At 60.3% G+C, this 22,931-nt stretch carries 25 protein-coding genes and 3 pseudogenes; 12 read left to right on the top strand and 16 right to left on the bottom strand.

Going from position 1 to position 22,931, the window contains the following annotated elements; translation table 11 throughout:
• Positions 1-115: 115 nt before the first annotated feature.
• Positions 116-553, top strand: a complete 438-nt coding sequence (gene trxC, locus H9K75_RS09250) for a thioredoxin TrxC (protein ID WP_187725549.1) — start codon at positions 116-118, stop codon at positions 551-553.
• A gap of 75 nt (positions 554-628) precedes the next feature.
• Here the strand turns inward: trxC and H9K75_RS09245 are convergent, their stop codons facing one another.
• Together H9K75_RS09245 and H9K75_RS09240 are read right to left on the bottom strand one after the other, a co-directional pair.
• Positions 629-1,078 carry a hypothetical protein gene (locus tag H9K75_RS09245; RefSeq protein WP_187725548.1) on the bottom strand — a complete coding sequence of 150 codons (450 nt, stop codon included), beginning with the start codon at positions 1,076-1,078 and terminating at the stop codon, positions 629-631.
• A pseudogene (locus H9K75_RS09240) lies at positions 1,075-2,357 on the bottom strand (multifunctional CCA addition/repair protein). Before H9K75_RS09240 ends, H9K75_RS09245 begins: the two are co-directional and overlap by 4 nt.
• A gap of 224 nt (positions 2,358-2,581) precedes the next feature.
• Here H9K75_RS09240 and H9K75_RS09235 point away from each other — a divergent pair.
• The 7 genes from H9K75_RS09235 (at position 2,582) to H9K75_RS09205 (ending at position 7,293) form a co-directional block, all read left to right on the top strand.
• On the top strand, positions 2,582-3,691 hold the full coding sequence (locus tag H9K75_RS09235; protein WP_226858625.1) for a transposase: 1,110 nt from the start codon (positions 2,582-2,584) through the stop codon (positions 3,689-3,691).
• Between the two features lie 433 nt (positions 3,692-4,124).
• Positions 4,125-4,406 (top strand): hypothetical protein, encoded by a 282-nt coding sequence (locus H9K75_RS09230; RefSeq protein WP_187725547.1) that lies wholly within the window; start codon positions 4,125-4,127, stop codon positions 4,404-4,406.
• Between the two features lie 35 nt (positions 4,407-4,441).
• Positions 4,442-4,777 (top strand): helix-turn-helix domain-containing protein, encoded by a 336-nt coding sequence (locus H9K75_RS09225; protein ID WP_264294001.1) that lies wholly within the window; start codon positions 4,442-4,444, stop codon positions 4,775-4,777.
• Positions 4,774-5,349 (top strand): ImmA/IrrE family metallo-endopeptidase, encoded by a 576-nt coding sequence (locus H9K75_RS09220; protein WP_187725545.1) that lies wholly within the window; start codon positions 4,774-4,776, stop codon positions 5,347-5,349. Before H9K75_RS09225 ends, H9K75_RS09220 begins: the two co-directional genes overlap by 4 nt.
• Positions 5,298-5,810, top strand: coding sequence for a protease inhibitor I42 family protein (locus tag H9K75_RS09215; protein WP_187725544.1), 513 nt, complete (start codon positions 5,298-5,300; stop codon positions 5,808-5,810). The genes H9K75_RS09220 and H9K75_RS09215 overlap by 52 nt, the downstream gene beginning before the upstream one ends.
• A 197-nt stretch (positions 5,811-6,007) precedes the next feature.
• On the top strand, positions 6,008-6,457 hold the full coding sequence (locus H9K75_RS09210) for a C1 family peptidase (RefSeq protein ID WP_187725543.1): 450 nt from the start codon (positions 6,008-6,010) through the stop codon (positions 6,455-6,457).
• Between the two features lie 2 nt (positions 6,458-6,459).
• A complete protein-coding gene (locus H9K75_RS09205; RefSeq protein WP_187725542.1) occupies positions 6,460-7,293 on the top strand; it encodes a thymidylate synthase family protein in 834 nt (277 codons plus the stop codon).
• On the opposite strand, the gene H9K75_RS23790 is transcribed toward H9K75_RS09205, so the two are convergent.
• The 4 genes from H9K75_RS23790 to H9K75_RS09185 all read right to left on the bottom strand — a co-directional run bounded on the left by H9K75_RS23790 (position 7,290) and on the right by H9K75_RS09185 (position 9,610).
• On the bottom strand, positions 7,290-7,715 hold the full coding sequence (locus H9K75_RS23790; RefSeq protein ID WP_226858623.1) for a uracil-DNA glycosylase: 426 nt from the start codon (positions 7,713-7,715) through the stop codon (positions 7,290-7,292). The genes H9K75_RS09205 and H9K75_RS23790 overlap by 4 nt on opposite strands.
• A gap of 245 nt (positions 7,716-7,960) precedes the next feature.
• Positions 7,961-8,500 (bottom strand): hypothetical protein, encoded by a 540-nt coding sequence (locus H9K75_RS09195; RefSeq protein WP_264294000.1) that lies wholly within the window; start codon positions 8,498-8,500, stop codon positions 7,961-7,963.
• A gap of 137 nt (positions 8,501-8,637) precedes the next feature.
• Entirely contained in the window at positions 8,638-9,231 is a 594-nt protein-coding gene (locus H9K75_RS09190) for a nucleoside triphosphate pyrophosphohydrolase family protein (protein WP_187725539.1), read from the bottom strand.
• A gap of 10 nt (positions 9,232-9,241) precedes the next feature.
• Positions 9,242-9,610, bottom strand: a complete 369-nt coding sequence (locus tag H9K75_RS09185) for a DUF4031 domain-containing protein (RefSeq protein WP_187725538.1) — start codon at positions 9,608-9,610, stop codon at positions 9,242-9,244.
• Between the two features lie 36 nt (positions 9,611-9,646).
• Here H9K75_RS09185 and H9K75_RS09180 point away from each other — a divergent pair, with 36 nt between their 5' ends.
• Positions 9,647-9,997: a helix-turn-helix domain-containing protein gene (locus tag H9K75_RS09180; RefSeq protein WP_187725537.1), complete on the top strand. Its 351-nt coding sequence runs from the start codon at positions 9,647-9,649 to the stop codon at positions 9,995-9,997.
• 103 nt (positions 9,998-10,100) lie between these two features.
• Here the strand turns inward: H9K75_RS09180 and H9K75_RS09175 are convergent, their stop codons facing one another.
• Positions 10,101-10,550: an SLATT domain-containing protein gene (locus H9K75_RS09175; RefSeq protein ID WP_264293999.1), complete on the bottom strand. Its 450-nt coding sequence runs from the start codon at positions 10,548-10,550 to the stop codon at positions 10,101-10,103.
• Between the two features lie 483 nt (positions 10,551-11,033).
• On the opposite strand from H9K75_RS09175, the pseudogene H9K75_RS09170 reads away from it, so the two are divergent.
• Positions 11,034-11,980 (top strand): annotated as a pseudogene (locus tag H9K75_RS09170) (IS481 family transposase).
• Here H9K75_RS09170 and H9K75_RS09165 read toward each other — a convergent pair.
• Together H9K75_RS09165 and H9K75_RS09160 are read right to left on the bottom strand one after the other, a co-directional pair.
• Positions 11,977-13,038, bottom strand: coding sequence for an IS630 family transposase (locus H9K75_RS09165; RefSeq protein ID WP_187725535.1), 1,062 nt, complete (start codon positions 13,036-13,038; stop codon positions 11,977-11,979). The pseudogene H9K75_RS09170 and the gene H9K75_RS09165 sit on opposite strands and share 4 nt — an antisense overlap.
• Before the next feature lie 66 nt (positions 13,039-13,104).
• On the bottom strand, positions 13,105-13,788 hold the full coding sequence (locus H9K75_RS09160) for a glutathione S-transferase family protein (protein ID WP_187725534.1): 684 nt from the start codon (positions 13,786-13,788) through the stop codon (positions 13,105-13,107).
• 82 nt (positions 13,789-13,870) lie between these two features.
• Here H9K75_RS09160 and queC point away from each other — a divergent pair, with 82 nt between their 5' ends.
• Positions 13,871-14,608 carry a 7-cyano-7-deazaguanine synthase QueC gene (queC, locus tag H9K75_RS09155; RefSeq protein ID WP_187725533.1) on the top strand — a complete coding sequence of 246 codons (738 nt, stop codon included), beginning with the start codon at positions 13,871-13,873 and terminating at the stop codon, positions 14,606-14,608.
• Between the two features lie 66 nt (positions 14,609-14,674).
• Here the strand turns inward: queC and H9K75_RS09150 are convergent, their stop codons facing one another.
• On the bottom strand, positions 14,675-15,250 hold the full coding sequence (locus H9K75_RS09150; protein ID WP_187725532.1) for a 5-formyltetrahydrofolate cyclo-ligase: 576 nt from the start codon (positions 15,248-15,250) through the stop codon (positions 14,675-14,677).
• 14 nt (positions 15,251-15,264) lie between these two features.
• On the opposite strand from H9K75_RS09150, the pseudogene H9K75_RS09145 reads away from it, so the two are divergent.
• Positions 15,265-17,246 (top strand): annotated as a pseudogene (locus tag H9K75_RS09145) (transglycosylase SLT domain-containing protein).
• A gap of 334 nt (positions 17,247-17,580) precedes the next feature.
• On the opposite strand, the gene H9K75_RS24725 reads toward H9K75_RS09145, so the two are convergent.
• The 6 genes from H9K75_RS24725 to H9K75_RS09120 form a co-directional block, all read right to left on the bottom strand.
• Positions 17,581-17,709 (bottom strand): hypothetical protein, encoded by a 129-nt coding sequence (locus H9K75_RS24725; RefSeq protein ID WP_264293998.1) that lies wholly within the window; start codon positions 17,707-17,709, stop codon positions 17,581-17,583.
• Positions 17,694-18,143 (bottom strand): cytochrome b/b6 domain-containing protein, encoded by a 450-nt coding sequence (locus tag H9K75_RS09140; protein ID WP_226858622.1) that lies wholly within the window; start codon positions 18,141-18,143, stop codon positions 17,694-17,696. Before H9K75_RS09140 ends, H9K75_RS24725 begins: the two co-directional genes overlap by 16 nt.
• Positions 18,144-18,148: 5 nt before the next feature.
• Positions 18,149-18,418 (bottom strand): PepSY domain-containing protein, encoded by a 270-nt coding sequence (locus tag H9K75_RS09135; RefSeq protein ID WP_187725531.1) that lies wholly within the window; start codon positions 18,416-18,418, stop codon positions 18,149-18,151.
• Between the two features lie 43 nt (positions 18,419-18,461).
• The gene (locus H9K75_RS09130) at positions 18,462-19,154 is read right to left on the bottom strand and encodes a Fe2+-dependent dioxygenase (protein WP_187725530.1); all 693 of its coding nucleotides are present in this window, start codon (positions 19,152-19,154) and stop codon (positions 18,462-18,464) included.
• Positions 19,155-19,298: 144 nt separating this feature from the next.
• Positions 19,299-21,641 (bottom strand): TonB-dependent receptor, encoded by a 2,343-nt coding sequence (locus H9K75_RS09125; RefSeq protein WP_187725529.1) that lies wholly within the window; start codon positions 21,639-21,641, stop codon positions 19,299-19,301.
• Between the two features lie 202 nt (positions 21,642-21,843).
• Complete coding sequence (locus tag H9K75_RS09120) at positions 21,844-22,770, bottom strand: MBL fold metallo-hydrolase (protein WP_187725528.1); 927 nt, start codon at positions 22,768-22,770, stop codon at positions 21,844-21,846.
• Positions 22,771-22,931: the final 161 nt, after the last annotated feature.

Genomic DNA, 22,931 nt, shown 5'->3' with positions numbered 1-22,931 from the left:
GATGCCGCTGGCCTGTAAGACGCTTGAATTGTGTGCGCCTGTCCTCACCTGCTTCGCATCAATGCGGCACGCTTGGCCGCATGTCCACGCAGCCCCACGAGAAAAGAGTTCTTCCATGTCCGACAACAAACTGCACATCGTCTGCCCGCACTGCCACACCACCAACCGCATCGCAGCCGACCAGCTCGGCGGCGAAGCCAACTGCGGCAACTGCCATCAGCCGCTGGTGACCGGCCATCCCGTGGTGCTTGACGACACCAGTTTCGCAAAACACATAGGCCGCAGCCAGTTCCCCGTGGTCGTCGATTTCTGGGCCCCGTGGTGCGGCCCCTGCCGCATGATGGCCCCGGCCTTTGAGCAGGCCGCGAACACGCTCAAGACACAGGCACAGCTCGCGAAGCTCGACACCGAGGCCCATCCTCAGGCCGCAGCCCCCTACAACATCCGCAGCATCCCCACGATGGCGGTCTTCAAGGAAGGCAAGGAGCTGGGCCGAATCTCGGGCGCGTTGCCCGCAGCCGAAATCACCCGCTGGATCCAGTCGATCATCTGAAGACACCAAGGGCACGCGCGACCCGATCTGGCTTGCGCGACCCCGTGGGTTGTGTGAACAGGCCCTGGTAAAAACTCAAGAAGAAGAGGGCGACGGTGAGGGAGCATCCATCACCAGCGCGACATCCAGCACGCGCACCCGGTGATCCACGTAATACCCACCAAACTCGGTATAACGCATCACCTGCAATCCACAGCGCCGGCATCGCCACACGGTCGCGCGATTCACGGGAAAGTAGGCCAGCGCAATCGGCGCATCGGGGCTTTCGTAGCGCGTGCGCGCGGGATGAAATTCCTCGAACGTCGGCTCGTCCACGCCGGGTTCGCGCAGGTCTGCCACCTGCCGCATCTGCGCAGCCGGCCAGAGCATCTCGGTGATGCTGTCCCAGCCTTTGTAACGCGCAAGTCGGCAATTGCATGCCTCATCGGAAGATGAAGAAACAGTCCCGCACGCGGCCAGATCGCGCAGCGCCTGGGTGGTTCTGATGATGAGGACCGGTGGGGTTGTCGCGGAGTCGCTGCTCATGTCGCCGGATTTTGCGCGTCGGCCGATAACCCTGGCGGCTCCCCGGACAGCCACCTGCGCAGCGCCTCGCGGCGCGCATCGGCGACGGCTGCGCCTATGGCCTCGCCCTTGAGCCCCTTCTTCGCGGCGGCACCGGCAATCGGTCCGGTGTTCACGGCGAGCACCGATTGCAACGCGTCCCACAGTCGTGCGCGTTGCGGATAGGGTCGATCTTCAAAGCCCAAGCGGCCACGCGCATCGCATTCACAGGCAAACAGCGCGTCGGCAAATCGCCGGGGTTTGCGGATCGCATCACAGCGCTCGAACAGGCGCAGCAGCGCGGCCGCCTGCAGCTCCTTGCTGCGATGGATATTGCCGTGCTCGCGCGCGACCAGCACGGCCAGCTCATGCAGGTCATTGGGCACACGCCAGCGGTCGCAAACGGCGTTCACCAGATCGACGCTGCGCTCCTCGTGCGCATGATGGCGCGGCAGGATGTCGGCGGGCGTCGTGCCCTTGCCAAGATCGTGCACCAGGCACGCAAAGCGCACGTCGAGATGCGCAGCCAGGCGCGCCGACATATCGACCACCATCATCACGTGCACGCCGGTATCGACCTCGGGTGGTATTCGGCGCGCTGCGGCACGCCCCACAGCCGGTCGAGTTCCGGCAGCAGGCGCGCGAGCGCCCCACATTCGCGCAGCACCTCGAACATGCGCGACGGACGCTGCTCCATGAGCCCACGCGATAGCTCCTGCCAGACGCGTTCGGCGACCAGATGATCGACCTCGCCCTCATCCACCATCGCACGCATCAGCGCCATGGTTTCGGGGGCCACGCTGAAGTCCGCAAACCGTGCGGCAAAACGCGCAATCCGGAGGATGCGCACCGGGTCTTCGCGAAAGGCAGCGGTGACGTGGCGCAGCACCTTGTCGTGCAGATCGCGCTGACCGTCGTGCGGATCGACGACGGTCAGCGGCGACCCATCCCAATCGGCGGGCGCCGCCATTGCATTCACGGTGAGATCGCGCCGCGAGAGGTCTTCTTCCAGCGTCACGTCGGGTGAGGTCTGCACCACGAAGCCGCGATAGCCGCGCCCGCTCTTGCGTTCGGTGCGCGCAAGCGCATATTCCTCATGCGTCTCGGGGTGCAGGAACACAGGAAAATCCCGCCCCACGGCCATGTAGCCGAGCCGGGTCATTTCGTCGGGCAGGGCACCAACCACGACCCAGTCGCGATCATTCACGGCATTGCCCATCAGGCGGTCACGAACCGCGCCGCCGACCATAAAGATTTGCATGCGTCGAGTGTATTGCTTGTGGGGTGCCGGATCTTACGCTCAGGACCAAGGGATTCTCTGCGCGATGTGAGTGACAGGCTGCCAATGCGGATTGGGTCATGGATCAATCCGCATTTTCAATGTCAGGTCTCGTATGATCATATTCCCCGTAGAAGCTGGGCACTCCTCGAAGCCAGAGAGGTAATGCGCGGCGTCATCAAGTCCTTCAAAACGGAGCAGATCACATGATCGATGTGCGTCACCCGCTGGCGGTGCTGGCCTCGCGCGTGCCCTGGCAGGAGATCGAGGCGCAGGTCGCCCAGGTCTTTTCTCGCAAAGCGCGCACAGGTGCGGCTCTGCCCGATTTGGATCTTTTCGGCGAACAGGTGCAGCGTGCTGCTCGCGCGAGCCATGCGGGGCGGCCGCGCGTGCCGCTGCGCATCATGATCTCGCTGCTGTACCTCAAGCACGTGTTCAATGAATCGGATGCCCGCCAGTTCAAGCGCATGCGCCGGGCCATCAAGCGCCAGCGCACCATCGTGGGCAGGCTGGTGCGAGAGATCGGGCGCAAGGCCAGCGCCCTTGGTCACGCGGTGCGCCAGGCATTGCAAGAGACCCTGGACAAAGCCGCTCGCATCGCCACCCAAAGCCGCCAGCGCAAACCCGTTGAGGGGCAGCCCAAGCTCTACGCATGGCATGCGCCGGCGGTCAGCTGCATCAGCAAGGGCAAGGCCAGACAGCCCTACGAGTTTGGCGTGAAGGTGGGCATCGCCAGCACGCTCAGGGGCAACCTGATCGTGGGTGCCCGGGCGTTTGCGGGCAATCCGTATGACGGACACACGCTGAGCGAACAACTGGAGCAGTGCCGCATCCTGATGCAGGACTGTCAGGCCCGGCCCACGAGGGTGGTTGTCGATCTGGGCTACCGGGGTGTGGATGCGGACAACCCGGATGTGCGCATCGTGCACCGGGGCAAGAGCAAACGGCTCAGCGCACAGGAGCGGCAACAACTCAAGCGCCGCCAGGCCATCGAGCCGATCATCGGCCACCTCAAGGCCGACCACCGCATGAACCGCTGCCCTCTCAAGGGCGAGCAGGGCGACAGCGTGCATGCGGTGCTGTGCGCAGCGGGCTACTACAACCTCAGGTGGCTGCTGCGCATGATCGCGAGGAAGGGGATTGCCTTTTTGTGGGCGATTTTTTTGTGGCTGCACGCCGTGTGCACGCTGGCGTCAGTGGCGCAGCGTCGCGTTGTAAGAACAACCCTTGACGGACTTGAGCGAGCCAGTTCGGGCTGGCTGCGAGTCATGGGCTGCGAGCGCTGGCAAATCTTGGGCAGAGGTAGGGGCGCGTGAAATGAATATTTCAGGGACGACTACTTAAACCAACCAGCCTCCTCGAAACCCGGGGCGATTCAGTGAGATGGCGACGTTCATCTAGAAGCATGGCGTAGAACTTGAAAAAATCCATGGTGGTTGCCAAAGAAGCTGAAATGCTAAGGAAGGGTGCGTTCAATCGGTTGTGACGTACCCATGAAAGGCAATTCCATGTCGCAACGACCCGCTAAATAGTCAACGGCACGCTCATCGGTCGGATGCATCCTGCTTTTTCAGTACGTGGGCAGGAATCGCAAACTCGGCAGCCCGCTCGGCTTATGCCTGTTCGTGCATAGGGCAGCTATGGCCAGTGCTGTCACTCAGGATGGTTTGTCGAACCCCTTGATCTCCGAACAAGAGTGATGTAAGATATTCGTACAGAATGCGTTTGATATTCAGACAAGGAGCTCACATGGACGTAGATCAACTCAAATCAGCCATCGAGGCGTGTCTACGACAGTTCTGGGACGGTCACTCTCTTGCCGTTGACGGGGCATCAGAGTCTGTTGACGGATTGATAGATCCTCTCGACTCTCTGACAGCTGTAGATGCACTTATCGAATTGGAAAAAATTGTCGGGATGGAGCTTCCGGAGGGGAGCGTGATACGCCGGGGTGGATACGACAGCAAAGGACAGTTCATCGAAGACCTCACCAAGCGTGTGCTGAGGTATGTTGTGGGGCAAGCCAAATGACTGCCGGCGCAGACGCGACCAAGCAACGCGAAGCAATGGCAGTACGCCTGAAAGAAGCCAGGGAATATCTCGGTCTTTCACAGGACGATGTCGCGATAACTCTCGGTATTTCACGTCCGGCCGTCACAAATATCGAGTCCGGAAACCGGAAGGTTGAAGCCGTCGAACTAGACCGGTTGGCTAAGCTCTACGGTCGCCCTGTGAATTACTTTTTGTCTGGTGAGACCAAGGAGGTATCCGAGAAAGTTGCGTTCTATGCACGAACCTTCAGGGACTTGTCGGAGAAGGATCTCGACGAAGTGGCTCGCTTCGCCGAGTTCCTCCGGGCCAGCGGGACCGGCAAGAAAGCTACGACAAGGAAACCAAAATGATCGCGCGCGGGACCGCTCTCAAAGTTGCACGACTTGCCGCCGAAGTGTTGGCGAGTCCGCACACGCGCGCTCGCCTGGCCGATGGCTACACCCGAATTGATCCGATCGCAATTGCAGAGGATGAGGGCATAGATGTCATGGTCCGGCCTCTGGACAAGCTCCTGGGAGCGTTTCTGCGGGAGGACAGCGTCGGCATCCTGCTCAACTACCTTCGGCCGGCGGGCATGTTCCACATGACCTGTGCCCACGAGCTAGGCCATTTTTTTCTTGGTCATGGGACCAACACTGACGAACAGCTCGACTATGGGTCTGACGCAAATGAAGTTGAGCTCGAAGCGGACCAGTTCGCTTACTCCTTGATGGCACCATTAGCCCTGGTCGTCAAGGTGCTCAAGGCACAACGCTGGAATTGGGAGTCGGTCCGAGACCCTGCGACGATATATCAGCTGTCACTGCGCCTCGGCCTCAGCTATACCGCAATGGTGTGGTCACTGGTTCGTTTGGGCAAACTCGACGGGGAATGGCCAAGTCGTTGGCACGCATTCCGCCCGCGAGCATCAAACGAGCGCTAACTCCCCAAGGCACAACATTCGAAGGCAGCAAGGATGTTTGGCGGATCGGTCCGAACGACAAGGAATCGATACTCGAGCCCCGCGCAGATGACCACATCATTATGGAACTACCCAGCCATGTGACAGGCGGCTATCTTTGGTCTGTTACGGAGGCACAAGCAGAGGGCTATGTACTCAAGCCCCTTCTCATCGACAGTCGCAATCAGTTGCCCGTTGCGGCATCTCAGGATCTCCCGGTAGGGAGTTCCTCACCGATGAATTACTCGCTGGAACTTCCACGGGATGGTGCTACTGCGCCGGTGCAGTTGGTCTTTGACGAAGTGCAGCCTTGGAGCGGGACCAGTCGGCATTCAGAGTCGGGCAGTTCTGCGTTCGCACTTCGCACCCGGTTGGAAGCAGTTGAGAAGGGGCTCAGTGCCTCGACGCGCCAACGCTTGGTTCAAGAGGCAAAGGCGCAATGACTATAGTTTCTAGCATTGACCTGTCGGCAAATTGGGGGCCTCCGCGGCCTCAGGGAAACCGTCCTACTTGCCTTGCTTTTACAGCATCTGAACTCAACCGCAACCTGAGCGGCACAGACTCAGTGCTAAGTGCCGAGTACATCTATCGTGCGGCAGCAAGGAGATCTGCGACATGGAAAGCCGGGGGCGGTTTGCAGATGATGCATTTGTCCGAGGCGCTCGCCCAGCATGGCCAACCCGCCGACATGGCCTGCCCGTATCTCGTGCACGAACCGCTTGAGGCGCCGCCTGACTTGCCGCAGCTCGCGGCTTCAGAGAAGCTCTACGCCGCCACGGTGCAGTTGATTTCTACAGCGCCTCAGCAGATTGAGGACGAACTGCGGCAAGGGAAACCCGTGGGCTTGATTCTCAAGCTCACAGACACGTTTCTAAAGCCTACGCAGGGAATGATTGAGTTTTCCCACATGCTTCTAAGCACTAACATGTACCACGCCGTGGTTGCAACAGGGCTCGGGAAGCACAGCGGGACTGGCGAGCTCCACTTCCGTATTCGGAACACTTGGGGTGAGGACTGGGGCGAGCAAGGCAAAGCTTGGCTACCCCATTCCTATGTTCAATCTCATGCCGTAACGGCATTTAAGGTATAGCGATGGCCAAGCTTCTTCCTGGTGACCGCATCGTTCCAGTTTGGGTCGACGCCTTGAATTTTCTCGAAGGTAACGGCCGTGAAGGGCGGAATCTGGTTCTGGAGATCACAGACCCTACACGCATCACGGCTGCTGATCGCAATGTCATTGCAGTCGTAGATGATGCACTGCGCGTGCGTTCACAGGATGCTCGCCAACCTGATCTCAGCATCAATACGGTTGCGGCAACCATCTTTCCACAATCGATGTATCGCCGCCATGGCCGCCCGGCACTCTATGATGCCTTCATAGAGAAAATGGCCAAGGCCCAGAAAGACAATACGTGGGGCACGTACGCGCTCCGGATCATGAGGCGCCGAGCGAAGGATCCAACAAAGTGGGTCATCCCCATTGAGCAGGTCATTGATAAGTTGACGAGAGCCACAACCGGCGGTCATCCATACCAAGCGGTCTATGAGTTGGGCGTGGTCGAGCCCTCGGTGGATCTTGATCCCGCTGATGCTTTCGGCTGGGAAGTTCCGACGTTCGATGTAAAGCTTGACGGCAAGCTAGTGCGCAATATGCCCTGTTTGAGCCATCTGAGTTTCAAGCTAACTAATCGGGATCAAGTCGATCTCACTGCTATCTATCGTTACCACTACTACTGCCAGCGGGGACTCGGCAACTTGATCGGATTGTCACAACTGCTTCAGTTCGTGGCCAATGAGAGCAATCTGAAAGTCGGCTCTCTTACCTGTATTTCGACACAAGCGGCACTGGACCTGAAAAGCTGGCGCCAGTCTATGCCCGCTGCGAAGCAGGTGCTGGAAGCAGTCAAAGCTGCGGCGGTACCTTAGAAGAGAGCGCCTTGACGGATTGAGGGCGCGCGTTTGCGCACATCAATTCCGTGGAGGCGGCTGATCCCTTCACGGAACTCTCTGACCCCGCCATAGCTGGGATGACGGACACTCTGCACCTCTACCCCGAACTTTGCTGCATACGACGCTGCGTCTTGACCAATCGACACGATGCGGCGGATGCCTAGCCAGCGAATCAGAGATGCGTTCAGCTCGTCCACCTCGCGGAGCTCCTTGCTGGTGAATTTGCGATTGGTGAATGGGTCACCTGCCTCATGCGGGTGGAGTGGGAAGACGTTCCACAGCAGTGGCGGCTTGTCCAGCAGGGATAGAACAGCCCAGATCTCAGCTGCGGTTCGCTCTGCCACTTCCGGACCGACCGTCGTACGCGACGACTGAGTTCCCGGATAGATATGGCTCATCGCAGGAAGATGTCGCTCGTCTGTTAGAGCCAAACCCGTTCGACGCCCACCCCGATAGCCCAGGTCTCGCCCCATCCAAATGGTGTCAATGCCCAAGCGCTCAGCAGCCGTGAGAAGTGTCCGCAGGTTTCGGCGACGCACGGCCGGTGCATTATCTTGGTCGTAGACGTCACATGTGTCTGCGTATGGATTGAACACATTTGGAAGGTGGACCACGGCCAGGGCGCGTACAAAGGTTGTGGGTGTCATGGTGCTATCGCCGCTAGCGGCTTGTAAGTCAACGTGCGCTTGCGGAGATCGGCCTCCACGGTCCCGCCCTTGTTCTCGAGCAGAAGTCGGAAAACACGGAAGCCTTCCAAGATGGCTCGTTCCCATTGCCACAGAGGAAGGTCGGCCACTTCAAATCCCGAAACCATCCCGCGAACCGTCTTCAGCAACGCATAGTCAAGTCGCCCTTCGACGACGGCGGCGTAGTGTTTTGGTGACTGGCGCGCAGAGTGATTGAAGATCCACGTAGCAATGCCTTCTTCAATGATGATGGCACGAGCGCCGTCTTCGTTCTCGTCAATCCGAGGATCAGATTTTCGCTTCACCTTCAATAGTGCTCGAATCACCGGGGACCATCCCAAGTGCACAGCATAGGCTAAGTGAAAGACATCGTGAAAACGATACCCATCTGGTCGATGGCTGTTATCCGTCAAGGGATCGCCGATGTTAACCCCATTCATCTGCTGCACGACGACGATTCGGCTGCCCACCTTGCGCTGAGTGAACAGTACTTCCATTTTCGATGGAAGTTGCTCATGAGACTCACCATACATTTGAAGAGATACATGTCTTGGGTTGTCACCTGGCCACCGGTCAGCGATCTTTTTCAAATTTTCTTGGGCTATGAGCTCTACCCGAAGCCCATGCCTCGCGCTCACAAGCGCGAGCCCTCCGAGTAGGCGTCCGAATGTCTGACCACGATCACCTCCCCTATTTGCCAATATGTCTCGCAGATCTCGGACAACGATTTCGCCGCTATCCTTTGCCAACATTCTGAGGGCGAGTCGCCATGACGTGAAAGCTGCAAGTGGTGCTGCGCAGTGATGCCATCCAAGGATTTGAAGGTCACTATAGAAGGTGCTACCCTTGGTTGCTCATCGAAGTATTGGCGTAGAAACTGCACACTCGCCTTGGCGAATTCTTCTACATCGATGCCCGATAAGGCCGCCATATTCACGAGATACCAAAGAGCGTCACCCAACTCCTCACCAACAACCTGGGCTTGTGGTGGCGTGAGCTGATCTCGCTTGCTCTTTTTTAAGGCGGAAAGCAGCCCACCGACCTCACCGAAGAAACCAAAGCCGAGTTCTCGGTAGTGATCCTGGTGTTCACTAGTTTTAAATCGATCTGTCCGGGACGCCTGCTTGTAGTAGGCAGTGACGGTGAGACTATGAGACGGTAGGAGCTCGACATTCACCGCTCCGGAAGGCTTACGGACATTTCTCTGGGCGGGCTTCGAGGTCGTCATGGGTTCGGGCTCAGGCACCAAATAGAGATTGCTGTAAAGGTTCGTCGGCTGACGTCACTTCTTTACAGGTAAGCGCACCCTGTGGAGGATCGGGCGGCGCACCGGTGTGGAAATTTTGCCTGCTCAGTTCTGTTCGGAGCCTTTTGGCACAGGCAACGATTGTCTTTTTATCGCCCACCTGAGCGCCCAGCGCAAGCGCTCGCCGTTGCACGCGCATGGTCACGTCGTAGTGAGGATACATCGTGCGGTACTGAAACCACTCTTGGCGGAGACCAAGTTGGGCGGCGAAGGCATGTAGCTCGGCAATGGAATCGGCTACCAGATGGCACCAACTGCGGCCTCGCCAGGACAAGCGGGAGTCATCAACATAGACAGTCATAGGAATTTGCAAAAATTTTGCACATAATACTCGGAAATGGCAACGAGCTACAGAGACCCAGAGGAAGCAGTGGCGCTTGGCGTTCGGATTCGACTCGCGCGTAAAAAGCTCGGATTGACACTGTTAGAGTTGGCAGGGCGAACGAGCGTCAGCCATTCCCAGATATCGCGAATTGAGCGAGGCTTGTTCAAGGGAGGATCGAAAAATGTGCAAATTTTATGTAAATACTTAAGAATCGAAGAAGAGCGGATTTCTAGTGCGGAGGAATCTCAGCATTTGGCGCTACGCCTAGAACGCCTTGCATCAAGTTCCGCTAAATGGAGAAGAGTGGTCGCGGCTTTTGCCGAAGCACTGGAAGCGGCACAAAACACCCCTCCTTCCACCTAGCGGAAGTCGCTCGACATAGGCCCGCTGCGCGCGCAAGGCCTCCTCGGATTCCGCAGTGCGCAGCACCTCATTTTGGGCTGCGCGTTGACATCAATACCATGGACTATGGCGTTTGCTCACCAAATCCATAGAGTGGTTGCCCAAACTGGACTTGTTGCTCTATATGTCGCCAGACACCAGATGATAGTGATGGGCTTTCCTCACGGAGCTTCGCCCATGTGTCTTCGATTGCCACTAATTGTGAACGTATCTCCGTCTCTGCTTGGAGCGTTGTCAGCAATTCAATTCGATGCTTTAGGTTGGCGAAACGCGCACCCGCAAGGCGATGTTTCTCGGCCAGCTCCGCATATCTTAGAAATGTCTGTAGACCCGTTAGGACCGCGGCCACCACGCTGAGTAACCCTACGCCAATTTGAAGTCGGACGTCTGCGGACTTTTCTAAAGAAGCAAAAACCGCTGTCCCGACAATCGTGCCAAGTGCAATAGCTGGCAATCCAAGCCATAGGTGAAATCGTTCAAACCTGCGAGCACACTCGTAGTGTGCGAGCTGCACGCGGTGACTCCTGAATCTCCAATGCTCGATGAGCTCTGAAACTGTCATGGTTGTAGCATCTCTTCCTCCGTCTGGTGCACCTAAGTCCACCTATGGGCATTCCTCGATATAGTTTCCGGTGAGATCAAGATGGCAGCTAGGCATACCTATCAAGCAAATATGAATTTGTAGATTCTAGCAATTTTATAAATTTTGTTTCTAATGGTAAAAATTTGCGAGTGTACGGTATTAGATAAACTAAAAGCGAGGCGTCAGGCTCCGCGAGCAGTTTTCATATAGTGAGGCGGCGACGATCATTTAGAAGCATGGCGTAGAACGCGAAAAGATCCGTGATGGTCAAAGAAGCTGACATGCCATGGAATTGCCAACTGAACGGCAGTTCTAGGTGTGAAGATTCAATAGGTTATATCCGGTGTTCATCCGGGTTGGGTTTGAGAGACTGGAGGTCGCCAAACACCCAACCTACTCAGGACACCCAACCGGATGAACACCCATAAGCATGCCCGACTTACCTTTGCCCGCCGACTTGAGATGGTTAAACAAATGACCGTTGATGGTCTGAACGCCGCTCAGGCCGGCCTTGACCAAGGCGTCACAGCGCAGACGGCCAGGAAGTGGCTGGGTCGGTATCTGAGCGGCGGCGAAGCTGCTCTTGCCGATGCGTCCTCCAGGCCAGCTCGCTCGCCCCGCGCCATTGACGAGTCCAAGGCCCTGCTCATCGTCGAGTTGCGCCGTCGCCGGATGCTTCAGTCGCGCATTGCCCGCTATGCAGGCGTCTCTGCATCCACCGTCATCCGTGTACTGGCCGCGCGGGCCTTTCTCGCCTCAGCGACCTGCAGCCTGCTGAGCCGGTGATTCGCTACGAGCACGAAGCTCCCGGCGACATGCTGCACATCGACACCAAGAAGCTCGGGCGTATCGTCAGACCCAGCCATCGAGTAACTGGCAACCGGCGCGACTCGGTCAATGGTGCAGGCTGGGAGACGTTGTTCGTGGCCATTGACGACCATGCACGCATTGCCTTCACCGCCATGCATCCCGACGAGAAGAAGCACGAGGCCGTCGCGTTCCTGCACAACGCGCTGGCGTACTACGAGGGGCTGGGCGTGCGCGTCAAACGCTTGCTGACTGATAACGGTGCGGCGTTCCGGTCCAAGGAGTTTGCTGCTGCCTGCAAGGCCTTGGGCGTGCAGCACAAGTTCACCAGGCCGTACCGGCCACAGACCAATGGCAAGGCCGAGAGGTTCATCCAGTCGGTGCTGCGCGAGTGGGCGTATGGGTGGACGTACCAGAATTCAGCCGAGCGGACCAATGCCCTGGCGAGCTGGCAGCATCATTACAACTGGCACAGGCCGCACAGCGGCATCGGCCACATCGCTCCGATGGCCAGGCTCAAATCTGCAAATAACCTCTTGACTGTTCACACCTAGTCCACTGAATCCGAAGAATCGGATGTGATGCGTCGAGTAGGATCAGCGTAGATCCACTTCATCGGTTTTGGATCTTTGTTGTATTGGCGGATGTATCGCATGAGCTTCTTGTCCAGGTCTTTGACTGACGTGAAGACCCCGCGAGCAATGACGTCGCGCTGGATGCGGGCAAACCAGTTTTCCACCTGGTTCAGCCACGACGAGTACGTCGGGGTGTAGTGCATGTGCACGCGACGGTGCCTGGCCAGGAACGCCTGCACGAGCGGCGTTTTGTGACTGCTGACGTTGTCGCAGATGACGTGAATCTCGCGGCGCCTGGGTTGGCTGGCGACGACTTCTTGCAGAAAGCTCACGAACTGCTCGCTGGTGTGGCGCGTGGCCGTCTTGCCCAGTACTTCGCCGGTGCCGGTATTCAGTGCGGCGAACAGGCTCAGCGTGCCGTTGCGCTTGTACTCGAAGCCGTGGCTTTGGGCGCGCCCGGGCGATAGCGGCAGCATCCGATCCTTGCGGTCCAGTGCCTGGATCGCAGTCTTCTCGTCCACGCAGAACACGACCGCATGCGCAGGCGGCTCGAGGTACAGCCCGATCACGTCGGCCGCCTTGACCTCAAAGTCCGGGTCGTTGGAGACCATGTGCGTGTCCAGCCGATGGGGGCGAATGCCATGCTTGCGCCAGATACGCTGGATGGTGGAGAACGACACATCCCCCAGTTCATCGGCCAGCTTGCGGCTGCTCCAGTGCGTGGAGCCGTCCTTGGGCAGGTGCTTGAGCGTTCGATTCAGAACCCGGGCATCGAGTTTGGCCACGGGCACCCTTGGCGCGCGACCGGGATGCACGGACACCAGTCCGGCCAGGCCCTGCGCCTCGAACGCTGTAGTCCACTTGGTGATAAACGCGTCGTTGCAGGCGAGCTTGTTGCGGATGTCGACCCGGCGCTCACCATCGCTCCAAAGGACGACGCAGCGCGCCCGGCGAGCTAGCGCCGCATTGCCGTGGCGCTTGCGCATCACGGCATCCAACTCGATGCGTTGTTCGGGTGTGAGTAGGGTTCTTGGCATGCACGGACAGTTGGGGTCAATGAAGCCGATTTCAGGTGCACGGGGATCGCGTTGAGTGAACAGGCCCTAGCGTCGCAGGCGGTAGGGCTCCTCGAACGGAACGAAATCCTGCTCGGCCTGCGCATCCTTGACCCAGGCGGCGACGCCGGGCAATGCCATCACGCGGTCGATGTAGGCCTTGATGGACTCGGGCACGGGCAGCGCGTAGGTGGCGATGCGTGAGCATACGGGTGCGTAGTACGCATCGGCGATGCTGAATTCGCCAAACAGCATCGGACCCTTGTGGGTTTCGAGCAGGCCGCTCCATATCTCGATGATGCGCTGCACATCGGCCCGTAGCTCGGGCTTGTCGCGCCAGGCCAGCGCGCCGACGTCGGGCAGGCGCGCTTCGATGTTCATCGTGCAATGGCTGCGAAGGGCGGTGAAGCTGCTGTGCATTTCGGCGCAGACGCTGCGCGCAATGGCGCGGGCCTTGGCGTCCTGCGGCCACAGGTGTTTTTCGGGGAATTTTTCGGCCAGGTATTCCGCGATGGCGAGCGTGTCCCAGACCACAAGATCGCCGTCCACCAGCACCGGCACCTTGCCCGTGGGTGAGACCGTGGCGAGCTGTGTCTTGAACTTGGAACCTGCGGCAAAGCTGTCGAAGCGCACCAGCACTTCCTCGAACGGAATGCCGGCCTGCTTGAGCAGCACCCATGGGCGCATCGACCAGGAGGAGTAGTTCTTGTTGCCGAAATGAAGCTGGAGCATGGCGATCACCTTGCCGTTGATGGGGTGGGCAGTGTAGGCCTGGCTCGCGATGTCGTGCTTGGCGGTGGTTTAATCCCCGCCCATGTCATCGCTTTCCATCTCTTCGGCGGGCACGGGTCACCACTCGCGCGCCCTGGTTCTATTTTCCGGCGGTCAGGATTCCACCACCTGCCTCGCCCAGGCACTCACGCGCTACGAGCATGTGGAGACGCTCGGTTTCGACTACGGCCAGCGCCACAGCGTGGAAATGGAGATACGTCCGAGCGCACGCGAGGCGCTGACCGAGGCATTTCCCGAATGGCGCGACAGGCTGGGCGAAGACCACGTGCTGTCGCTCGACGTGCTGGCGCAGATCGGTGGATCGTCGCTCACCGATGACGTGGCCTTTGCGATGCAGGCCGATGGGCTGCCGAACACCTTTGTGCCAGGACGCAATCTGCTGTTTCTGACGCTTGCGGGTGCGCTCGCGTACCGGCGCGGCATTTCGGTGATCGTGACCGGTGTGTGCGAAACCGATTTTTCCGGCTACCCCGATTGCCGCGACGACACGATGAAGGCCATGCAGCTCGCGCTCAGCCTGGGGCTTGAGCGGCGCCTGCTCATCGAGACGCCGCTGATGTGGCTGAGCAAGGCGCAGACTTGGCAGCTCGCCCATGAATTGGGCGGCGACCGGCTCGTCGAGCTGATCCGCCGCGACACGCACACCTGCTATCAGGGTGTGCGCGATCAATTGCACGATTGGGGATATGGCTGTGGCAACTGTCCGGCCTGCGAACTGCGCGCGCGTGGCTGGGCGCAGTGGCGCGGCGGGATGGTGTGATTGCGCAATGGGTAAAAGTCGTCAACAAATGTATTGAAAAGTCTGGCGCCCGGGAAGGGCGAATCCTCAACCCACCGGCCAGACGACGCCGTTGTCGTTGAGGATCGCATCGAGCGGTTGGTCGTGCGCCTCGGGCTCGAATTCATCGACGTAGCCATGGGTGTAGCCAAGCCCGACGGTGAATGGGCGCGGCTCCAGAGCAGCCAGTGTGCGGTCGTAGAAGCCGCCGCCGTAGCCGAGGCGATAACCGCCCGCGCCATAGCCCACGCAGGGAACGAACAGCAGCGAGGGCACGATCAGTTCGGTGTCCTTGGGCTTGGGAATACCGTAGGCATCCTCCTCCATCGGGCAGCCGGGATACCAGGCGTGGAAGGTGAGGGTTTTGTGCTCGCGGTTGACCACGGGCAGGCCGATGCGGCGGCGCTGGGGTTCGTCGAGCAACTCGCCGTCTTCCTTCCAGCGGTGCAGCGCGGGGAGCGGATCGAACTCGCCCTTGATTGGCCAGTAAGCACCGATCACGAGATCGGGACGATCGACGAGCCAGATGCGCATGACACGCTGCAACATGTCGGCACGTTCCAGTCGATCAGGCAAATTCAGGCGTTGTTCTACCAGTGCGCGGCGCAGGGCTGCTTTGTCCATCACATAATCCCACAATGCAATGGCTCAAGATTCTGACACCGTTCCTGCTCGGGCTAGTCTGGCAGGTGCGCTTCCCTCCGTTTCGGCTCAGACCCGAGGCGATGATGTGCTGCTGGAAATGCAAAAAGCATTCAGGCAGAAAGACAAGCAAAAACTCACCACGCTGTTGCCTGGCGCCCGTGGCCACGTGCTCGAGCCGTGGGCCGCGTACTGGGAATTGAAGGCGCGGCTCGAAGAGGCCAGCCAGCCCGAAGTCGATGCATTTTTGCAACGTTATGCCGGCACGTATCAGGAAGACCGACTGCGCAACGATTGGCTGTTGTTGCTCGGGCAGCGGCGCGACTGGGAACGTTTCATGGACGTGCATTCCAAATTCCGCATGCGTGACGACAAGGAAGTGCAGTGCTACGCGCTCAACGTCGATCAGATGCTGGGCAAGGCGACCGAAGAAGGCGCGGAGCTGATTCTGCGCAACTGGTACGGCCAGCGCGAACTCGATGACGGCTGCGCGTATGCGGCTGCCGAGCTGTATGCCAACCAGAAGATCAAGGCCGTCGACGTGTGGAAGAAGGCGCGCCTGGCTGCCGAGGCCAACCGCCTGCGCGCGGTGCAGAAGGCGGTGCAGATCGTCGCGCCCGACGCTTCGGGAAGCCTGCGCGAGGCCATCGATTCCCCGACCAAATATCTCACGGGCCGAGCCACGGCGCGCGGCAAGATGAAGCAGGAATTCATCGTGCTTGCGCTGATCCGGCTGGCGGTGAGCGATCCAGCGCAGGCCGCAGGTCTGCTCGACAGCAAATGGGGCGTGCAGCTCTCGGCCGAGGAGCGTAACTGGCTCTGGGGGCTGATCGGCAAGCAGGCTGCAATCGCGTTGTCGCCCGATGCGCTCGGATACTTCAACAACGTGAGCCGCGACGCCGATCTGAACGACGACATGCTGGGCTGGCGCACGCGCGCCGCGATGCGTGCCGGTCAATGGAAGGTGGCCGCGCGCAGCATCGACGCGATGAGCGCTGCCGGTCGCACCGATCCCACCTGGGTGTACTGGCGCGGCCGGGCCTACCTGTCCAACCGGCCGGGCGACGAGGACAAGGCGAATGCCAAACGCCTGTTTGAAACGATTTCCGGAACCAGCAGCTTTTATGAGCAACTGGCGCGTGAGGAACTCGGCCTGAAGGTCACTCCGCCGCCGCCGCCACAGGCGCTGACACCCGAAGAAATCGCGGGCGCGCGGGCGAATCCCGGGCTCAACCGCGGGCTCTACGCAATCCTGCTCGGCCTGCGCAGCGAAGGTGTGCGCGAGTGGAACTACGCGACGAATCTGCACACGCCCGGCGGCATGAACGACCGCGAGTTGCTGGCCGCTGCCGATCTGGCGTGCAAGCAGGAGGTCTGGGACCGCTGCATCAACACCAGCGAGCGCACCAAGTCGTTCATCGACGTGTCGCAGCGCTTCCCGATGCCGTTTCGCGGTTCGGTGGTGGAACATTCGAAGAGCATCGGTCTCGATCCTGCCTATGTCTATGGTCTGATCCGCCAGGAGAGCCGCTTCATCATGGATGCGCGCTCGCATGTGGGCGCGTCAGGGCTCATGCAGGTGATGCCGGCCACGGCCCGCTGGACCGCGCGCAAGATCGGCATGACGAATTTCACGCCCGAGATGATCTACGACCGCGAGACCAACATCACCATCGGCACGGCCTATTTGAAGCTGGCACTCGACGATTTCGACAACTCGATGGCGCTTGCCGCCGCCGGTTACAACGCCGGCCCGGGCCGCCCACGCAGCTGGCGCAACGGCCCGGTGATCGACGCCGCGATCTGGGCCGAGAACGTGCCGTTCCTCGAGACCCGGACCTACGTGAAGAACGTGCTCGCGAACACGACCAACTACGCGGCCATCCTGACCGGCCAACCGCAGTCGATCAAGTCACGACTCGGCATGATCGGCCCGCGCCTGGCGAGCGAGCCCGAGCCCAACAAGGACCTTCCTTGACCACAAGGCAAGCTTGAGCGAGCGAGCGCCAGGCGTGAAGCGGCTTCAAGGACGCCGTACAGGCCAGTGCAAAAGCGGCCTCATGCGAGGGCCGCCGCGCAAGGGCCGCCCCGCCGCGCTGGCGGCGTCCCCCTCCGCTGTGCGCAGCGCGGCATAGAGAGGGGGAAGGCGCGAAGCGCCTCAGGAATCCCTTGCAGACCAAATGCAAAAGCGGCCTCATGCGAGAGCCGCCGCGCAAGGGCCGCCCCGCCGCGCTGGCGGCGTCCCCTCCGCTGCGCGCAGCGCAGCATAGAGAGGGGGAAGGCGCGAAGCGCCTCAGGGGGTGAATCTACTATCACTCCACGTCGTCGCCCGACGCCGTGGCCTTGTTTCCGGTGAACATCGCTCGCACGAGGTTTTCGCGATGTTCCCAGCAGGTCCAGAGCATGCCGCCGATGTGCAGCGCAATCAGTCCGAGCAGCACCCACGCCGTGTACTTGTGCAGATTGGCGAGCCAGCCATAACCCAGAACATGTCCGTGGTGTAGAGCCAGCCGGTGAAGGTCAGCAAGCCGAGACAGGCGAGCAGAGCGACGACCATCCAGCCGCCGAGCGGGTTGTGGCCGATGTGGCGTGGCGCCTTTCTGGCGATGACCGCGCGCGCATAGGCGATGGTCGGGCCCGACGCCTTCACGAACTGCGCAAATCGCGCATAGCGGCTGCCGACAAAGCCCCACACCACGCGCGCCACGAGAATGCCGATGACGACATAACCCGTGCGCTCGTGCAGCGGGCCGAGGTCATGGCGGCTCCACCAGGACAGCGCGATGCAGACCACCAGCCCCCAATGCAACAGGCGCACGAGCCAGTCCCAGACGCGCACCCGCTGCGGTGCGGCGGCGGCGTGATCAGCGTGCAAGCGGTTTACTCTTCGACGCGTTCAAAGGTCTTGGGATCGAAGAAGGCCTCGACGCGCTTGCCCTTGGGGTCCTTGCCATAGACCTCGTAGCAGGTGTCGGTCTTTTCCATGCGGCGCACGGTCCAGCCATCCTTCACGAGCTTTTCCTGCAGCTCGGTATGTGGACGCCATTCGGCCTTGGGGTATTCCTTGCACTGCACGTTGCCGTGTGCAAAGGCCGTGTTCGCGCACAGCGTGAGTGCGGCGATGCAGAGAGTGGTACGGAGATTTTTCATAGGGAGATTCCTTCGGTCGGATTCAAAAGCATGCGAGCGTAGATCAAGTCCTGGCCCAGCGTCGCAACAGGTTGTGATAGACCCCGGTGAGCTGTACGAGTCGCGGATCATCAGGTGGCATGGATGGCGTGAGCTGCTGCACGGACTGGTCCAGATCGAACAGCAGCGTGCGCTCGCCCTCGTCGGGCACCAGGCTCTCGATCCAGAAGAACGAGGCCACGCGCGCGCCGCTCGTGACGGGGGTGACGCGGTGCAGGCTGCTCGACGGATAGAGCACCATGTCGCCCGCATCGAGCTTGACTTCCTGCACGCCGAATGGGCCCTCGACCTCGAGCACGCCGCCTTCGTACTCATCGGGCTCGGCGAGGAACAGCGTGGCCGAAAGATCGGTGCGCATCTGTTGTTTCTGCTGCTGCGCGCCGGGCAGGAACATCAGCGCGCTGTCCACATGCGCGCCATAGGTGCCGCCGCCGCTGTAGCGGTTGAACTTGGGCGGATAGATGGTGCGCGGCAGCGCGGCGGAAATGAAGCGCGGCATCTGCGAGAGCGCGCGCAGGATCTGGTTGCCAAGTGCCACGCACAGCTCGCTTGCATCGTCGATCTGCTGATTGCGCTTGACGCTTCTGGCGAGCGTCCCGGCGGTGGCGGCGCCATCGCTCCAGGGGGCCGCATCGAGGCGTTCGCGGAACTGGCGGACCTGCTCTTTGGTGAGAACGTTGTCGATGGTGATCAGCATGGCATGAGGTCAGGGTCGATGGCCGATACAAGCGGAAATGCCGGACAGGCGCCGGCATGGATTTTTTCACGGATTGTGAAGCAAACCCGGAGCGCACCCGGTGCGGCTCCGTAGTCTGCGGCGAACTGAACCGGGCTGCCTGAATTACAGATCGAGGTTCAAGGTCAGGCGCACGGCGCGCGCGTCGCCCTTGTACAGGAACGAGCCGGAACGGTACACGGCGGTGTAGTAGTCCTTGTTCGTCAGGTTCAAGACATTCAGGCGCAGGTCGGCGTGCTTGTTGATGCGGTAGGACGCGAACGCGTCGTAGACGGTGAACGCCGGCACGGGCTGCGAGCAAGTGCCGGTGGTGGTGTAACCCGCCCCTGTGTCAGGCTGTCCGCCGCAGCGACTGCTTTCGTGGCGTGCCACAGCACCCAGCGAGAAGTCCTTGGTGATTTGATATTTGCCCTGCAACGAGAACGCACGATCGGCGAAGTTTGAGAGAGGATGGCCGACGTTGGAAGCATTTGCCGAGCGCAAAACCTTGGATTTCATAATGGCCACACCTGCCTGAACTTGAAATTCCTTGGTAACGTTGCCAGCGAGGCCGAATTCGACACCACGAACGCGATTCTTTCCTGTGTTGAAGGTGCCTTGTGTATCGTAGTTCGCCCCCTCCATGACATCGGTCTTGGTGGTTTGAAACACTGCGGCGGTAGCCAACAGTTTGTCATCCAGCAGATTCCATTTGGTACCGAGTTCGAAGTTCTGCGAACGCTCGGGCTTGGCGCCAGCGGCGCTGCCGTTGTAAATCACGAGACCACCGTAGCCGCTGTTGGTGCCAGCGTCGGGTTCGCCGCCGTTGATGTCCTGCGAAGTGCCGTAGCCAGCGTAAACCATGCCCTGCGGGTTGATCTTGTAGCTAACACCCAGATGGCCGTTGAACAGTGTGTCACTGAAACCGTAGTCACCTGTCTGCACGCCTGTGGTGTTGTTACGAGTAAGGTAGCTGAGCTTGTAGTGGTCAGCGCGAACGCCGCCAAACACAGTCCACTTGTCGGTTAGATCTACGGTGTCCATGAGCGACAGCGCGTAGGTGCGCACCTGCCAGTCGGCAGACTGGCCACGACGTGTGTAGCTGCGACCGGCCATCGTGGTCGGGTCGCCAAAGCTCGCGCCAGAGGCATTGGTGAAGCACCAGCCATTGTTGGCCGTGGCCGTCGCACTGGTGCGGCAGTTGTAAGAGCCGGAATTGCTGATGGCGTAGTTACCGGACTTGACCATGTGGTCGGTGTATTCGAAGCCAGTAATGAATTCGTGCTTCATGCCGGCGATCTTGGTGTCCCAACGCAGATTGGTCTGGTGCGCGAAGTAGTGCACCTCCTGCCAACCTGTGTGGCCGTTGTCCAGGCCCGCAGTGGCGTAGGTGCTGCCGTCAGGATTGAAAGCGGTGCGGCTCGATGCGCCTGTGGTGGCGTAGCTATTGCTCGCCGTACCATAGCGCGTCAGGCTGTTGAGCTTGAGGTCGGGTGCGATGCGGTAGTTGACGCGCGCCGTCAGCGTGTCCACGTCCGACTTCAGGAAGTCGTTGGACTGTGCGTACACCGGAACATTGCGGGCCGGGTAGCGCGCGGGCGCCGTGCCGACGAGGTAGCCGCCGAGGTCGGGCTGGTTGTCCTTGCCGCGAAAGCCGTAGTAGTCCACGGTCACGTTCAGGTCGGGATTCACTTCCCAGATGCCCGAGAGCGCCAGACCCTTGCGCTTGCGCTCGGACGGGCCGCGGTCGGGCACGTCTTCGCTTCCCACGAGCGCATTCACGCGCAGCGCGAAGGTGTCGTTGATGGCCTTGTTGGCGTCCATCGTCAGGCGATAGTGGCTGTCGGTGCCGACCGAGCCGGAAAAGCGTGTGAAGTCGTAGTCGAGCGTGGCCTGCTTGGTGATCATGTTCACCGCGCCACCGGCGGAACCGCGGCCCGCGAACGTGGAGTTCGGGCCCTTGGTTATTTCCACCTGTTCGGCGGCGAAGCTCTCGCGCGTGGTCATGCCGGGGTCACGAAGACCGTCCACGAACACGTCGGAGCGCGCTTCCTGGCCACGGATGATGTAGCGATCACCGAAGGCATTACCGTTTTCGCCGGTGCCGAGCGTGATGCCGGGTTGGGCGGCGAGAATCTGCTTGAGGTCGGTCATGCCGGAATCGTCGATGGCCGATTTGGTGATCACCGAAATGGTTTGCGGCGTCTCGGCGAGCGGACGTGTGTGCCGCGTGTCGGCAGACGTCTTGGCCTTGTAGGGCGCGCCGACTTCGGCATTCGGATTCGGATCGATAGCCTGCTCCTTCACCGTCACGGTAGGCAGGGCTTCGGCGGTGGTGGCGGCAGTCGCCTCGGGTGCTGTCGGAGTCTGGGCCAGTGCGCCGAGCGGAAGCAGGACGGCAACGGCGGTGACGCTTTCGGCCAGACGCAGGCTGCGTGGCTTCTTCACGTTGGAGCGCTTGGATTGCATGAAAATACCCTCTGATAAAACTGGACGCGATTATTATTGAGAATCAATCTCGTTCGCGTAATTGCTTTGATCTGAGATGGAATTTCCAGCAAATTCAGTGTGGGAGATGGGGCATTTGTTGCGTCATACCAACAAATTTCCTTGATCCATCATGGTCATCCATGAATCAATGTCATCGACTTGTCTGGCACCCGCGTTTGCCTCAGGCGTTGATCAGCAGGTCTTCCTGAACCGCCGCAGCGCCGCTCGCGACCAGGTCGCGCACCAGGTCCCCGGCCCAGTCCTGCATCGGCGTCGCGGCGAAATAGCGCGCGTGCAGCAGGCGGAAATAGGCCGTGCCGTGAAGCCAGCACAGCGCGTCTGGCATCGGCACGCTCTGCCATTCGAGCAGCTTGTACTTGAGCAGCACCTTGGCGGCATGGCGCGCGTGCTTGTGCGGATCGGCCACGAAGCCCGCGAGGCGTCGGCGGGCGGTATCGAGCGACCGGGGCACGTCGGAGAACACGGCGCCGTGGCCGGGAATGACGATTTCGGGCGCAAGGCGTTCGATGAGATCGAGCGTCGCACCCACATCGGCAAAGCCTTCCTCGCCTTCAAGTTCGGGAAACACCACGCCAAAGCCGTTTTCCCAGAGTGCATCACCCGAGATCAGCAGCCGCGCGTCGGGCTCGAACAGAATGACCGCGTGCGCGTCGTGCCCGGGAGCGGCGTGGATTTGCCAGAGGCCGTCGCCGAGCCGGATCTCGTCGCCCGGGCGCAGCGCAGAATCGGCGCGAAACGGCGGGCAGTATTGGCCGGTGGGTTCGTAGCCCAGGGCCACCGGATCCCAATGCCGGACCTGTTCCAAATGGCCCGGAGGAACGCGCGTTTCGGCCTGGGGCCAGAACGTCTGCAATGCCGCATTGCCACCGCAATGATCGCTGTGCAGATGGGTGTTGATCAGCAGATCGAGCGCACCTCCTGCAAGCGACGCGGCGACCAGTTCCACGGTCTGGCTGGCGTGGGTGAAATAGCCGCTGTCCACCAGCGCGCTGCCTTCGCTTCCCTGAAACAGCACGTTGTTGGCGGACAGCCAGCCGCGCTCCAGAACGGTGATGTCGGCGGGAAGTGCGGGCTGGGTGCGGGTCATGGGCTGGTGTCTCGTTATGGGTGTGGCTCGGCCAACATTGTGCCCGTGCGACACGCCTTCACGCACAAGCGCATGCACAATGGCGCGGGGCAATGTGGAACAGTGCGTCGCAGGTATTTGTTCGGCTTCGCTTTGATCGCTTACCGGTTCAACAAGGGATG

It is taken from the genome of Diaphorobacter aerolatus (assembly GCF_014489535.1).
Classification (GTDB): domain Bacteria; phylum Pseudomonadota; class Gammaproteobacteria; order Burkholderiales; family Burkholderiaceae_C; genus Diaphorobacter_A; species Diaphorobacter_A aerolatus.
Note: the sequence above shows the minus strand (reverse complement) of the source record. Positions and strands in the feature narration are given on the sequence as shown.